This is a genomic window from Grimontia indica (assembly GCF_000333895.2).
In the GTDB taxonomy this organism is placed as follows: domain Bacteria; phylum Pseudomonadota; class Gammaproteobacteria; order Enterobacterales; family Vibrionaceae; genus Enterovibrio; species Enterovibrio indicus.
In genome coordinates, this window is sequence record NZ_ANFM02000026.1 from 1 (window position 1) to 13,934 (window position 13,934).

Consider the following 13,934-nt stretch of genomic DNA (forward strand, 5'->3'; position numbering starts at 1 on the left):
CCTCTGCCTTGCATAAAATCCCCACAAACTGCTGCAAAAATCACCACCAAAGGTCAACAGCCCCTACAAGGGCCGCGCCCAGCTTTCTATTTCTCCTCAAACCTCACCCTTTCGTTATATACTCACGGCGAATATTACGCCGGAGAACCCAGGTGCAGATAGCTTTAACCTGCGAAGCGCCAGAACGCGCTGACATCCTTAACCAGATTGCCAACCGTTGGGGACTGACCCACGATGAGAACGCCCTGTTTGCGTTAGTACTGACCGAAAATCAATTGGAGCTTCGAAAGCTGGACGAGCCAAAGCTCGGCGCGGTTTTCGTCGATTTGGTGGGCGGTGCTGTAGGTCATCGCCGTAAATTCGGGGGCGGGAAAGGGCAGTCGATCGCTAAAGCAGTCGGACTCAACAAAGGCGCGACGCCAACGGTACTGGATGCCACAGCAGGATTGGGGCGCGATGCTTTTGTGCTGGCGTCTCTTGGTTGTAAGGTACAGATGGTTGAGCGTCACCCTGTGGTTGCGGCGCTGCTGGATGATGGCCTTGCCCGTGCCAAAGTGGATCCGGAAATCGGCGGTTGGGTGAGTGAGCGCATGTCGCTTCTGCATGCTTCAAGCCATGATGCACTGGTGAAGCTTGTTGATGACGAAAATCTGGAACGCCCGGATGTGGTGTATCTCGACCCCATGTACCCGCATAAGAAAAAGTCAGCATTGGTCAAAAAAGAGATGCGTGTTTTCCAGTCGCTGGTAGGCGCAGATGACGACGCAGATGGTCTGTATGAGCCAGCTTATACACTGGCGACCAAGCGTGTGGTGGTTAAGCGTCCGGATTATGCCAAGTTTCTGGCTGGTAAAACGCCGTCTACTCAAATTGAAACCAAGAAGAACCGCTTTGACGTCTATGTGAAAGCAGCGATGCGATAGTCCCAATCACCAAAGGTCGACAGACCCAGATTCCTCTCCGCCAGAAACCAAAACGCCTCCGAAGCGGAGGCGTGGGGTGCAAAGGGTCGGATTACTCCATACCTTTAACCAGCAGAACTGTCAGCAGACCAGTAACAACTGAAACCAACAGGCCTGACACCAGGATCCAAGGTAACATATCCATGATGGGCGGGCTCACTTTCAAAAGGGATTGGCAAAGCCGACGCCATTTGTTGCTCATGCTGACTGATAAAAGCCTGCGAATTGATTAACAACTGAAACCGGCAAAATATAATTTGTTACGCCCCTATTTGATAACAGCTACTTTGTCTTAACAATGGCTGGTAAATAGCAGTTAATCATTATTAACAGCTTGAAACAACTTGGGTTGTTTTTGAGTCTGAGTGCGAAAATCGTGAATAAAAAAACGCCCTTTCGAGCGTTTTTTGTTCGTGAAATGTTTCACTCTTTGTGAGGCAGAGCAAGCTTGAGGGCTTCGCGGGAAAGACTGTTTGCAGCACCGGACTCGTTAAGTTTTTCTAACGTATCCACCAGCCAAGCGTAATCGGTCACATCTGGGCGAATTTCCAACGCTTTTTCAAAGTGAGTGCGAGCCTCTGTCCATTTTCCTTCACGGAAGTAGAGCTGACCCAATGCGCTGTGTGTCACCGGGTTATTCTCGTTGTAGCGCAGCAGCTCCTGAAGTTTGAGAATAGCCGGATGGTAATCAGGCAGTTTCAGCTCAGGCACCAGAGAAATCAGGGTTTCATCCGGATGCTTTTTCAGGTTCTCACGCAGAATGATGTAAGCCTCTGAATCGGCATGACGTGAAATCAACTGTTTCACCAGACAGGCAATCAGCTTGGGTTGCTGACGTGCTGCGCGGCTTAGGCTGTTCCAGTGAGCCAGAAGGCCGTCGCTGCCTTTCTGTGTCGCGATGTGAGCCATCAGGCCACATTCGGCTTTCAACTCCAGCTTTTCTGCTTCCGTTTCAGTTACGGCTTTTACACGTTTCAGTGATGGCATCAAACGCAGCAGAGCTTGCCAGTCCTGAAGCTGTAGGTAGGTATCTTTCAGCAAGTTCAGCAGAATCGGGTTGCGCGGATTGGCATCGACCAACCCTTGAAGGCTCGCGAGCGCTTCTTCATATTGACCTTGGCGAAATTGCAGTTTGGCGCGGGTCAGTGAGGTTGCCAGACGATCAGTCCCAAAATCCGCCGCCTGCTGCAGGTAACGGTCACGGCTGTCCACGTCGCCACGGCCTTGCGCTGCTTCTGCTGCTGCCAGGTAGTTCAATAAAGGGGCATCGCTGTGGGCAGCCCCTTTCATCACCAGTTTCTCGGACTGTTTCCAGTCACCTTCCAGCAGTTTCAGCAAGCCATCGTTGGTCAGCGCGCGTGCTTTCTTACTCTTACGGCCGGAAAACCAGCCGCGGGTTGAACTTGAAAGCGAGAAGATTTTGCGAATGAGCCATTCAAGGATGAACAGTGCAGCAAAAGCGAATACCACCAGAATGATGAGCGTGGATACACTCATCTCGATGGTTTGGTTAGCTGCGGAAATCAGCACGTAACCTTGATTACCCGCCAAATCCGGCCCGACAATCAGGCCTGCAATCAGCGCGATAACCAGCAGGAGAATTTTAATCATTGGTTATTCTCCCCGGTTTGCAGCGGCGCTAAATCGCGGCGAAGACGGTCAGCCAGCATGTCACTAATCAGTGCTTGGCTCTCCAGTGCCTCAGGGTAGCTGACTTCAATAGTCTGCTGGCTGAGGTTGGTCAGGGTCGCAATGAAGCTCTTGGTGATATCAGCATCCTGATTGTAGAAACGCTCTGCCCAGTCTTTCGCGGTTTTCAGTGACTCTGCATACAAGCGGCCATTCTCGCGGTATACCGAGGTCACGGCCTGATCCAGCTTCGCCTTGAGGTTTTCCTGCAGATAGAAAGTTTGCGCCGGGGTGAGCAGCGGTACCACGTCGCCTTCACGTTTGCGGTAGGTGATGAACTGACCGACGAAATCACTTAAAGAGGCTTTCAGGTTTTGCTGCCAGTCGTCGACATTGCCAGAAACCTGCTGCGGTGCGACTTCTTCCGCTTCTGGCATGATGGCATTGGCCAGCGGCAGTTTGTCGACTTCCTGTTGAAGCGAGTTCAGGCGAAGCACAATACCGTCGCGGTCTATGCGCTTCACTGCTTTCAATTGCTGGATGTCTTTTGCCATCGCCTGACGGATTGGAGTCAGCGACGGGTCATTAAGCTCAGCAATGCGTTGATCGGCATTTTGCATCAGGGTGGTCGCCGTCAGCACGTCGTGTTCCAGCCAAAGCTTACGTGCGGCCTGATTCACCAGGTAATCCGCTTCCGCTAACAGCCAGTCATTCGGACGACGGCCTTTCACATCAGCCAGCGCAGATTGCAGGCTCTGAATGGTGGTGTCCTGCTGTTCAATCAGCACTTGAGTATCCTGCACGGCTTTTTTCACCGCTTCCTGGCTTTGCTTTTCGCTGTCAGCCAGCGCCGATTTCAGTGAGCTAATTTCATCCGTTAATGCAGAGATGTTGGCTGTGAGCTGTTGGCTTTGCTGGTGGCCGTGGTAGTAAAGGCCACCGCCGAGTGCAATCACCAACACAATGGCAACCACAGAAAGTTTGTTACCACCTTTTTTCTCTTGGGTGGCAGGGGGCGGCGTTGCAGTGTTTTTGTCACTGGCCGGCGTATCAGCAGGCGTGGACTTGGCAGCGGATTTGTCGGTCGCAGAAGGCTTACCGCTTTGCTTGGAAGACGATGGCGTTTCCTTGCCGGTAGGGGATGCTGGCGCCGACGTGTCTTTATCCGTGCCTGAAGTCTTATTGTTGTCTGTCATCCGAATGTCCCGAGTTAATCATCTCGTTTAACGCGTGAAACAGGGCGTGATTGGAGGCGCTGTTTACGCAGCTGATTGCATTAAAACCAAGGCCAATTGCTTGATTGTAAATCCGTTTGCTAGGCACCAGTATATGGCATTCTCGTAACCATTGCTGGTCACACTCTGAGATTGTCTGGCACAAAAGCGAAAGTTGTTCGCCACTGGTGATGACCAGAGTATCGACATTTTCCGCTCGCCATTGCATAGCCAGTGATGATAGGGACTCACTGGTCCAATGTCGTTGATAGGCTTCAAAATAGCGCACCTTGGCGCCGTGATTTGTCAGAGTGTCGCCCAATAGTGCCCGTCCGCCGTTACCACGCAAGATCACGACCTGAAGACTTTCCGGCTTTTCGAAAAAAGACAAGGACACCATGCCTTCGCTGTCTTCTGTCGGTGGCTGAATCGCATCCACACCGCTTTTGGCTTTCCAGACTTGCGCTGTTTTTTCTCCGACTGCGACATAATGCAGATCGTCACGCCAGCTGGCGTTTTCGTCCTGAAGTTGTTGATGGGCGTATTCAATCGCGCGGGGACTCACCGCCACGACTACGCTGTGTGAAGGGAGTGTATTAAGGTGATGAGTCAGAGAGGGAAGATCGTTTCCGGCGGAAAAAGACAATAAAGGCGCGGGAAGCGCCTTTATTCCTGATTGGTTCAGCGTTTCAGCAAGTTCATAGCAGGCAGGTGCGGGGCGCACCACCAGTACGGTCATACTTCGTCCTGATACAGTTTTTCCAGAATCACGCGGGCACCATCTTCAAGCAGCTGTTCAGCAAGGCCAGTGCCGAGCTCTTCCGCTTTTTCAAGCGGGCCCGTCACTTCACCGCTGACGATTTTGCTGCCGTCTGGCTCACCAACGAGTGCGCGCAGATGAATTTGGTCGCCGTGGATTTCTGCGTAGCTGCCAATCGGCACCTGACACCCACCCATCAGGCGGTTGTTCATCGCACGCTCACACAGCACGCGGTAAGTGGTGTTGGCATCGGCCAATGGTTCCAGCAGCGCACGGACGCGTTCATCATCCAGACGGCACTCAATGCCAACTGCGCCTTGGCCAACCGCTGGCAGAATTTCTTCCGGTTCAATTTCATTGCGGATACGGTCGTGAAGATTCAGACGTTTCAGACCTGCTGATGCAAGAATGATGGCGTCGTATTCACCATTATCCAGTTTGCCCAAGCGGGTGCCGACGTTGCCGCGTAGATCTTTCACCACCAAATCAGGGCGCATGGCACGAACCTGGCACTGGCGGCGAAGGCTTGATGTACCGACAACCGCACCTTCTGGTAGTGCATTGATGCTTTCATAATTGTTGGAAACAAAGGCGTCACGTGGGTCTTCACGCTCACAGATAGTGACCAGCCCCAGCCCTTCAGGGAACTCTACCGGCACGTCTTTCATGGAATGGACTGCGATATCTGCACGACCATCCAGCATTGCCTGCTCCAGCTCTTTCACGAACAGTCCTTTACCGCCAACTTTGGCCAGTGGAGTGTCGAGAATGATGTCGCCTTTGGTCACCATAGGAACCAGCTCCACAACCAAACCCGGATGGGTTTCTTCCAGAGCGGCTTTAACAAATTCAGCCTGCCATAGGGCAAGTGGGCTCTGGCGGGTGGCGATGCGGATGGGTGTTGAAGTCATAGTTGCGTCCATTTGATTTGCTTACGCTAATCGTACCACCCCTTGTTATTCCTTGAGAACTTAAGGTGATAGTGGCGATAAAAAGGTGCGAATCCACGCGGCTTCGGCTATGATGATGTGATATGGATCATGTTTTTGGGGCGATTCACAGGGGTAAAACCCAACGTGGTTCACCTTATTTCGAATCAAATTTGAGATAAAGCGTTGTCTCTCTCACAGTTTTGGTCATATAGTGAGCAAAGTGAAGCAGAAATGATGAGTCATTGCTCGCTTTACGCTCCAAAGAAAAACTGTTAGATTGATCACGTTTTTATCCATGGGCGCCGAAGTCTTTTAGATTCAGCTCCCGTTACGTTGACTAGGATGTCGGCAACTTTGGATGTTTATCTTGCAAAACTATGTTGATCAGCAATTAGAGCGTCTTAATGCCTTCAACCACGTTAGGTTGGAGCGCGCACGAAGCGCTATGCACTCTCAGGCCGTTAATGTCTTTAACGTATTGCCTGCCTTGCTGCACTTTAATCATCCTGCTGTCCCTGGTTACTTAGAACGTAGCGTCGTCCATGGTATCTGCAATTTCTCCCTTTCAGACGTTCAGCAAGACTTCGTCAACGATTGCGCCCTCGCTCTGAATACCCCATCACCAGTTAAGCCATTTTCCCAAGAGCACCCTATTAAAGGTTTGTTCTCGATGGGTAGTACTGCATCAATGGGCCAAAGCCTTACCAGTGACCTGGATATCTGGGTCTGTGTGCAGGATTGGGTGGCGCACGACGAACGTGACATGCTGGACGCTAAATGTTCACTGATTTCCGACTGGGCGATGTCTCAGGGTGTGGAAGTGAACTTCTTTGTGATTTGCGAGCAGCGTTTCCGCCAGAACATGGCGCAGGCGATGACCACAGAAAACTGTGGCTCTACCCAACACTACCTGCTGCTCGATGAATTCTACCGATCCGCCGTGCATCTCGCCGGCCAACATCTGCTTTGGTATTTGGTGCCACCGGAGATGGAAGGTTGCTACGAAGATTACGTCGGAGAGATGATTGCCAGTGGCGCGATAAAACGCGAAGACTGGGTGGACTTTGGCGGTTTGCCATCGATCCCGGCGGAAGAGTACTTCGGCTCCAGCCTCTGGCAACTGTATAAAAGTATCGATTCACCTTATAAGTCGGTACTGAAAGCGATTCTGCTTGAAGCCTACTCTTGGGAATACCCAGGTACCCAGCTTTTGAGCGTTGACGGCAAACGCCGTTTCTTCTCTGGCATGTTGGACGTTTACCAGTCTGACGCTTATTACCTGATGCTGGAGAAAGTCACCCGCTATCTTGAGCGCATCGATGACCACCGCCGTCTTGATCTGGTGCGTCGCTGCTTCTACCTCAAAACCCACGAAAAACTGACCCGCGAACCGGGCCCTGGCTCTGTGCCATGGCGCCGTGAAGTACTGTGTATCCTGACCCGTGAATGGGGCTGGACGCAGGAAGACATCGCGCGTCTGGATAATCGCCGTAACTGGAAAGTGGAAGAGGTTAAAGAAGCGCACAACGAGCTGCTTGAAGCCTTAATGCTGAGCTATCGAAACCTTATCCGTTTCGCGCGCCGCAATGACATCACTTCTGCAATTAGCCCTGAAGACATCAGTATTCTGGCCCGTAAGCTTTATGCTGCGTTTGAGGTATTGCCGGGCAAAGTGACCCTGCTCAACCCGCAACTGTCTCCGGATTTGCACGAAGCGGACTTGAGCTTTATTCAGGTGCCAGAAGGGCGCAGTAACCCGCCGGGTTGGTATCTCTATAAGCAATCACTGAAGCCTGTCGAAATCATCGGCCGTTCGCCGCTCGAACATAACCGTTACCTGTCAAAGCTGGTGGCGTGGGCGTATTTCAATGGTTTGTTGACCGAATCAAGCCGCCTGCATTCAGTGGCACGTAACAGCGATGTCGACATCGACAAGCTTTACCAATTGGTCAGTGACCTTCGTAACACCTTCTCGGTGCGTCGTCCGCAGCCTTCGCTGCAGGCGCTGTCGAGCCCTTGTGAAGTGCGTAAACTGGCGCTGTTCATCAACCTTGAAAATGACCCGACCACAGAGCTTAAACAGCCTGCGGTGCGTTTTGATTTCAAAAACACAGACATTTTCAGCTACGGCGCTGAGCAGCAGTGTTTGGTTGGCAGTGTTGATTTGGTTTACCGCAACAGCTGGAACGAAGTGCGTACCCTTAACTTCAAGGGTGAGAACGCCATTCTCGACGTGCTGAAAACTTTGCTGGGTAAGATGCACCAGGATGCCATTCCACCTGAGTCAGTGGATGTGTTCTGTTATGCGGGCAAGATGCGTGGTTTGATTCGTAACCTGGTTTACCAACTGGTGGCAGAGTGTATCGACATGCGCCTGAAACCGGTCGATCAGGAAAAACGCCGCCGCTTTAAAGCGATTCGTGTGGCAGACCAAACCTTCGGCCTGTTCTTCGAGCGCCGAGGTGTGTCAGTGCAGAAGCTGGAAAACTCCGTCGAGTTCTACCGTTCGATTTCGACCAATAAGGTTCACGGTTCACCGGTCGTGGTATTGGACAAAGACGCTGATATCCATCCGCCGGAAGTGGTCGATGCTTACGCCAGTGAAGGTCTTATCCAGTTCTTCTTTGAAGATTGCGATGATGGATTTCACATCTATGTGCTGGATGAAAACAACCGCGTGGAAGTGTATCGCCAGTGCAGCGGTGACAAAGAAGAGATGGTGCAGGGCGTAAACCGCTTCTATACCTCCTCACAGGAAACCGCTAACTTTGCCGGTAAAGGCGTGAATTTCAACCTGCCACAGTTTTACGACATCATCCATCAAGCCGATGGTCGTGCGCAGGTGATTCCCTACAAGAGTGAGCGTCAGTGGCAACGTGCTGATGCGAATACTGACGCCGCCCAATACGCGTCCCGCTGATCAATCCCGATTTTAGAAAAAAGGCTGACAACACATGCTGTCAGCCTTTATTAATACACTTTAAATCAAGCAGCTTGTTACCAGTCCACACTCTCGCCAGCGTGTTTGGAACATTCTTGCTTCACCATATCCATAAATTCCATGCCACTCTTGCTGCACAGCCATTGGCCGTCCTGGTAGCTGAAATGGAAGCCGCCTGAGCGCGATGCCAACCAGATCTCTTTCATCGGTTCCTGACGGTTGATGATGATCTGGCTGCGATCTTCAAAATCCAGTGTCAGAACATTACCATTCGTTTCGTAATCGATATCCGCGCCACTCTCGTCGATGCCGTCTTCAATCGCCATCCATTGCTCGTCAACCAGTTCATGGTATTGGCTTGTGTTCATTCTCAGTCGTCCTATTGCTTTTCAGTGCGTTGATGCGATTATAGAGGGCATTAACTTTTAGATCACTGGCAGAAATGATGCGATTAACCCTGAAACTTGCCGCGCTGGCAACAGTAGCCCTGATTTCGGCATGCGGTCAGCAAGGACCCCTCTACTTTCCAGAAGATGTACCCGCGCAAAATGAGCAGGTCAATTCGGAAACGCCGCAGGATACTCAGGAATCCACTCAGCCATAAAACTTTGGACAGGGAAGGACAACGTTGGACTACTTCAATTATCAGGATGACGGGCAACTGTGGGCAGAAGATCTGCCACTGGCGCAGCTTGCAGAGCAATACGGCACACCGCTTTACGTATATTCGCGTGCGACGCTGGAGCGTCACTGGCATGCGTTTGATAAAGCCGTGGGTGACCATCCGCACCTGATTTGTTATGCCGTGAAGGCAAACAGTAACCTTGGCGTACTGAATGTATTGGCGCGTCTGGGCTCAGGTTTTGACATCGTTTCACAGGGAGAGCTGGAGCGCGTATTGGCGGCTGGCGGCGATCCGAAGAAAGTGGTGTTCTCTGGCGTGGGTAAAACCGAACCGGAAATGGCGCGCGCGCTGGAACTGGGCATTAAGTGCTTCAACGTCGAATCAGAAGCTGAGCTTGATCGCCTGAACAAAGTGGCGGGCGAGCTGGGTAAAGTGGCGCCAATCAGCCTGCGCATCAACCCAGACGTGGATGCCAAAACCCACCCTTATATTTCTACCGGTCTGAAAGAAAACAAATTCGGCATCGCGTTTGATAGAGCCCGTGAGGTTTACCAATACGCGAACAGCCTGCCACACCTTTCTGTGCATGGTATTGACTGTCATATCGGTTCACAGCTGACTGAGCTGGCTCCGTTTATCGAGTCTACTGATCGTTTGCTGGCGCTGATTGATGCGCTGGGACAGGATGGCATCTCTATCGATCACCTTGATGTAGGTGGTGGTCTCGGCGTGACTTACAGCGACGAGAAACCGCCAGAGCCGTCTGACTATGCGAAAGCCTTGCTTGACCGTTTGTCGAACCATCAGGATATCGAGCTGGTGTTTGAGCCGGGTCGTGCGATCGCCGCTAATGCCGGTGTGCTGCTGACCAAGGTTGAGTTCCTCAAGCACAACGAAGAAAAGAATTTCGCCATCATTGATGCGGCGATGAACGATTTATTGCGTCCTGCGCTTTATCAGGCTTGGCAGGATATTGTTCCCGTACAGCCACGTCAGGGTGAAGCCAAAACTTATGATTTGGTTGGTCCTGTGTGCGAAACCGGCGATTACCTCGGTAAAGACCGCGCGCTGGTGCTTGAAGCAGGCGACCTGCTGGCGGTGCGTTCATCAGGTGCTTATGGCTTTGTGATGTCGTCTAACTACAACACCCGCTGCCGTGCGGCAGAAGTGATGGTAGATGGCGACCAATCCCACCTGGTGCGTCAGCGTGAGCCGCTGGCATCACTGTGGGAGTTAGAACAGGTACTGCCTGAGTAAAAGGATCCGGATGCAGATACAATTTTCCAAAATGCATGGTCTCGGCAACGACTTTATGGTCGTTGATTGCGTGACGCAAAATGCATACTTCTCTCCGGACATGATCCGCCGTCTGGCGGACAGAAATACCGGCGTGGGGTTTGATCAGCTGTTGGTGGTTGAGCCACCGTATGATCCGGAAAGTGATTTCCATTACCGGATTTTTAATGCTGACAGCAGCGAAGTGGAGCAGTGCGGCAATGGTGCGCGCTGCTTTGCCCGTTTTGTGCGGATGAAAGGGCTGACCAACAAAAACCAAATTCAGGTCAGCACCAAAGGCGGCAAGATGATACTCAAGATGGACAGTGACGAGCTGGTTACTGCCAATATGGGTGAGCCTATCTGGGCGCCGTCTAAAATCCCCTTCCGCGCAAATGCTGAAGAAAAAACCTATATTTTACGTGTAGAAGATAAAACCCTGTTTGTGGGCGCGGTCAGTATGGGCAACCCACATTGCGTCACTGTGGTCGATGACGTCGATACTTATGACGTGGAAGGTCTGGGTCCGCTGGTGGAATCCCACGAGCGTTTCCCTGAGCGTGTTAACGCTGGCTTTATGCAGGTGGTATCGCGCAATGAAATCCGTCTTCGCGTTTACGAGCGCGGTGCGGGCGAAACTCAGGCGTGTGGCAGTGGTGCTTGTGCAGCAGTCGCTGTAGGCATTTTGCAGGGTTTGCTTGATGAGTCGGTGAAAGTGCACTTGCCGGGCGGCGATCTGAAAATACGCTGGAAAGGCGTAGGGCATCCGCTTTACATGACGGGTCCGGCTTCACACGTATACGATGGACAGATAACAGTATGACGGAGCTTTCCAAGCTCGAAGGGCCACTGGCTGAGGCATTGACCGAAGAAGCCGTGGCCGCTTTTCTGAAAGACAATCCAGACTTCTTCCACCGCCAACCTCAACTGGCGGCGCAATTGAGAGTGCCTCATGCTGAGCGTGGTGCGGTATCTCTCGTCGAAATCCAACTTGGCCGTTTGCGTGAGCGTGTGGCCGAGCTTGAAGAAGATATTACCCAGTTGATGAGTATCGCGGCAGGCAATGAAAACCTGTTTCGCGCTTTCTCCCACGCGCATAAGGCGTTGTTTGCGGCAGAAAGTGAAGACGATATTCATAAAGCCTTGCTGGAACTTGCCAACTCACTGCACCTGGTTGTGAGCCTTCGTCTCTATGACGGTGGACACCACCAGTTAAACCGAAAGAGTGTGGATGCGGTGAAAGCGGCGCATTTCTGCGGCCAGCGCATCTACCTGGGCAGGTTGCGCAAAGTCGATGGCGACCAGTTTGTAACTCAGGCACCTGAGCTTGGCTCTTATGCGCTAGTTCCTGTGTTTAAAGGCAAAGAACTGGGTTTCCTGACTTTTGCCAGCCAAGATGGCGGTCACTTCCAGCCAAGCATGGATACTCTGTTCGTCGAACAGATCGCCGAGCACATCGCCATCCTCCTCACTAAGTGGCAGGCGAACGAATGAGTTTGCCTGCCAGCATCGGAAAACCGCTGGCGCGATTCTTTGATTACATGATCCGCGAGCGGGGCTTAAGCCGCCACACTGAAAACAATTACCGCCAACAACTGACTGCCAGTGCTGAGTTTCTGGTAGGGGCTGGCGTGACCAAATGGCAGGATGTCGATGCCGCATGGGTGCGCCAGATTGCAGCCCAAGCCAAGCGCGAACGTCTGAAAGCGGGCAGCATTGCGCTTCGCCTGTCAGCCCTTCGCAGCTTCTTTGATTTTATGGTGTCAGACGGCGCACTGGCGGCGAATCCCGCGAAAGGCGTCGCAGCGCCCAAGCAAGGTCGCACGCTGCCAAAGAACCTTGATGTCGATGAAGTGAATCAGTTGCTGTCAGTGGATGCAGACGATCCATTAGCCGTGCGCGATCGCGCCATGATGGAGCTGATGTATGGCGCAGGACTTCGTCTGTCTGAGCTTATTGGCCTTAACGTTCGCGATGTGGCGATGCGTAAGGGTGATTTGCGTGTAATCGGTAAAGGCGACAAAGAGCGTGTTGTGCCTTTCACTGGTATGGCGAAAGAGTGGCTGTTTAACTGGCTGAAAGTACGTAACCAACTGCTTAAAGGGCCGGAAGATGCCCTTTTCCTGTCGAAGCTGGGAAACCGTATCTCTCCGCGCAGCGTACAAAAACGTATGGCGGAATGGGGACAGAAACAGGCGGTCAGCAGCCATATCAACCCCCACAAATTGCGTCATAGTTTTGCTACCCACATGCTGGAATCTTCCGGTGACTTGAGGGCGGTGCAGGAGCTTCTGGGCCACGCTGACCTCTCCACCACTCAGGTTTATACCCACCTCGATTTTCAGCACCTGGCTAAAGTGTACGACGCCGCGCACCCCAGAGCGCGGAAGCGTAAAAACGACGACTAACCGCACTACTCACTGCAAGGAGCGCGCATGAAGTTCTATCGCCGCTGGCAACCTATCTCTGCCATGACCTTTGATTTGGATGACACCCTTTATGACAACCGGGTGGTGATTATCCGTGCAGAGCAAATGTTGCTGGATTGGCTGGAAGCGCGCTGCCCGGCGATGGTTGATTTTGACTGGCCGCAGTGGCAGGTGATGCGCGCAGAAGTGATTGCAGCGAATGCCTCGCTGGTGGGTTTTGTCACTGAAATCCGTCGTGCCCAACTTACCCTGGCGGCTTTACGCTGTGGCCTTTGCGAGGCAGACGCCAAATCTCTGGCTGATGATGGCGTGGCATTTTTCCTTCATGAGCGCAGTAATTTTACCGTGCCGGAAGAAGCGATGCAGATCATGGGCGAACTGGCTGCCCGCTATCCGCTGGTGGCGATCACCAACGGGAATGTTGATTGTGACAAGCTGGGCCTGACGTCGCTATTCAAGCAGGTGCTTCAGGCCGGGCCGGACGGTGCAGCGAAACCTGACGGCGCACTGTTTACCAAGGCGCAATCCATCCTGAATATTCCCGCAGACACCATTCTCCATGTTGGCGATCACCTCAAAGCCGATGTGCGCGGAGCGAAACTGGCGGGCTTTAAAGCGTGTTGGTTTAACGACACAAAAACGCCGCTGACATTGCAGCGGCGCGCTTCGTTACTGCCGGACGTGGAAGTTTCCAACCTATCCGAGTTGCTCTTGCTGGGCTAGTTACGGTTCTTCAACCAGTTATCGACTGCTGCCATGCCAGGTCCCCAAATCATGGTGACGAGCAGCATCACGCCCCACATCTGGTGGTCGAAAAAGCCTTTTGGCCACAGCGCCGGATAAGACACCACCGCAACAATGTTAAAGGCAAACAGGGCAAAAGCCGCTGGGCGAGTGAGAAGGCCGAGTGCCAGGAAGATAGGTAAAATGAGTTCCGCCGCCGTGCCGAGGTAGGCCGCCATTTCCCAAGGAAGAAATGGTACCTGATATTCGTATTCAAACAGGAACAGGGTACTGTCCCAACTGGCGATTTTGGTTTGGCCAGATTTGAAAAACACCCAGGCTACCCAGAGGCGGCTAACCAGCAGAAGAACTGGAACCAAAGGCTTTAGTGCAGATTCCATCAAGTCGTCGATTTTATTGATCACAGCGAACATGTGCGATTTC

15 protein-coding genes are annotated in these 13,934 nt (G+C 52.4%); 8 read left to right on the forward strand and 7 right to left on the reverse strand.

Features of this window, described 5'->3' with window-relative positions; translation table 11 throughout:
• The first annotated feature begins 152 nt into the window (after window positions 1-152).
• Entirely contained in the window at window positions 153-923 is a 771-nt protein-coding gene (locus D515_RS14685; RefSeq protein WP_002539651.1) for a class I SAM-dependent methyltransferase, read from the forward strand.
• A 91-nt stretch (window positions 924-1,014) separates the two neighbouring features.
• Here D515_RS14685 and D515_RS25880 read toward each other — a convergent pair whose 3' ends face one another.
• From D515_RS25880 to hemC, 5 genes are all read right to left on the reverse strand, one after another.
• Window positions 1,015-1,164, reverse strand: a complete 150-nt coding sequence (locus tag D515_RS25880) for a hypothetical protein (RefSeq protein WP_002539653.1) — start codon at window positions 1,162-1,164, stop codon at window positions 1,015-1,017.
• Between the two features lie 221 nt (window positions 1,165-1,385).
• Entirely contained in the window at window positions 1,386-2,573 is a 1,188-nt protein-coding gene (locus D515_RS14690) for a heme biosynthesis HemY N-terminal domain-containing protein (RefSeq protein ID WP_002539654.1), read from the reverse strand.
• The gene (locus D515_RS14695; protein ID WP_002539656.1) at window positions 2,570-3,787 is read right to left on the reverse strand and encodes a uroporphyrinogen-III C-methyltransferase; all 1,218 of its coding nucleotides are present in this window, start codon (window positions 3,785-3,787) and stop codon (window positions 2,570-2,572) included. The genes D515_RS14690 and D515_RS14695 overlap by 4 nt, the downstream gene beginning before the upstream one ends.
• Complete coding sequence (locus D515_RS14700) at window positions 3,771-4,544, reverse strand: uroporphyrinogen-III synthase (protein ID WP_002539657.1); 774 nt, start codon at window positions 4,542-4,544, stop codon at window positions 3,771-3,773. Before D515_RS14700 ends, D515_RS14695 begins: the two co-directional genes overlap by 17 nt.
• A complete protein-coding gene (gene hemC, locus D515_RS14705; RefSeq protein ID WP_002539659.1) occupies window positions 4,541-5,476 on the reverse strand; it encodes a hydroxymethylbilane synthase in 936 nt (311 codons plus the stop codon). The genes D515_RS14700 and hemC overlap by 4 nt, the downstream gene beginning before the upstream one ends.
• A 388-nt stretch (window positions 5,477-5,864) precedes the next feature.
• On the opposite strand from hemC, the gene D515_RS14710 reads away from it, so the two are divergent.
• Entirely contained in the window at window positions 5,865-8,417 is a 2,553-nt protein-coding gene (locus D515_RS14710; RefSeq protein WP_476729714.1) for a class I adenylate cyclase, read from the forward strand.
• 77 nt (window positions 8,418-8,494) lie between these two features.
• Here D515_RS14710 and cyaY read toward each other — a convergent pair whose 3' ends face one another.
• Window positions 8,495-8,806, reverse strand: coding sequence for an iron donor protein CyaY (gene cyaY / locus D515_RS14715; RefSeq protein ID WP_039850150.1), 312 nt, complete (start codon window positions 8,804-8,806; stop codon window positions 8,495-8,497).
• Window positions 8,807-8,880: 74 nt separating this feature from the next.
• On the opposite strand from cyaY, the gene lptM reads away from it, so the two are divergent.
• The 6 genes from lptM to D515_RS14740 are packed head-to-tail and all read left to right on the forward strand — an operon-like array spanning window position 8,881 to window position 13,490.
• The gene (lptM, locus tag D515_RS25350; RefSeq protein ID WP_002539662.1) at window positions 8,881-9,042 is read left to right on the forward strand and encodes an LPS translocon maturation chaperone LptM; all 162 of its coding nucleotides are present in this window, start codon (window positions 8,881-8,883) and stop codon (window positions 9,040-9,042) included.
• Between the two features lie 24 nt (window positions 9,043-9,066).
• On the forward strand, window positions 9,067-10,320 hold the full coding sequence (gene lysA / locus D515_RS14720) for a diaminopimelate decarboxylase (RefSeq protein WP_002539664.1): 1,254 nt from the start codon (window positions 9,067-9,069) through the stop codon (window positions 10,318-10,320).
• A 10-nt stretch (window positions 10,321-10,330) separates the two neighbouring features.
• A complete protein-coding gene (dapF, locus tag D515_RS14725; RefSeq protein ID WP_002539665.1) occupies window positions 10,331-11,161 on the forward strand; it encodes a diaminopimelate epimerase in 831 nt (276 codons plus the stop codon).
• Window positions 11,158-11,832 (forward strand): DUF484 family protein, encoded by a 675-nt coding sequence (locus D515_RS14730; RefSeq protein WP_002539666.1) that lies wholly within the window; start codon window positions 11,158-11,160, stop codon window positions 11,830-11,832. Before dapF ends, D515_RS14730 begins: the two co-directional genes overlap by 4 nt.
• Complete coding sequence (gene xerC, locus D515_RS14735; protein WP_002539668.1) at window positions 11,829-12,746, forward strand: tyrosine recombinase XerC; 918 nt, start codon at window positions 11,829-11,831, stop codon at window positions 12,744-12,746. The genes D515_RS14730 and xerC overlap by 4 nt, the downstream gene beginning before the upstream one ends.
• Window positions 12,747-12,773: 27 nt before the next feature.
• A complete protein-coding gene (locus D515_RS14740) occupies window positions 12,774-13,490 on the forward strand; it encodes an HAD-IA family hydrolase (protein ID WP_002539669.1) in 717 nt (238 codons plus the stop codon).
• Here the strand turns inward: D515_RS14740 and D515_RS14745 are convergent.
• A complete protein-coding gene (locus D515_RS14745; protein ID WP_002539671.1) occupies window positions 13,487-13,924 on the reverse strand; it encodes a DoxX family protein in 438 nt (145 codons plus the stop codon). The two genes, D515_RS14740 and D515_RS14745, sit on opposite strands and share 4 nt — an antisense overlap.
• Between the last annotated feature and the right edge of the window lie 10 nt (window positions 13,925-13,934).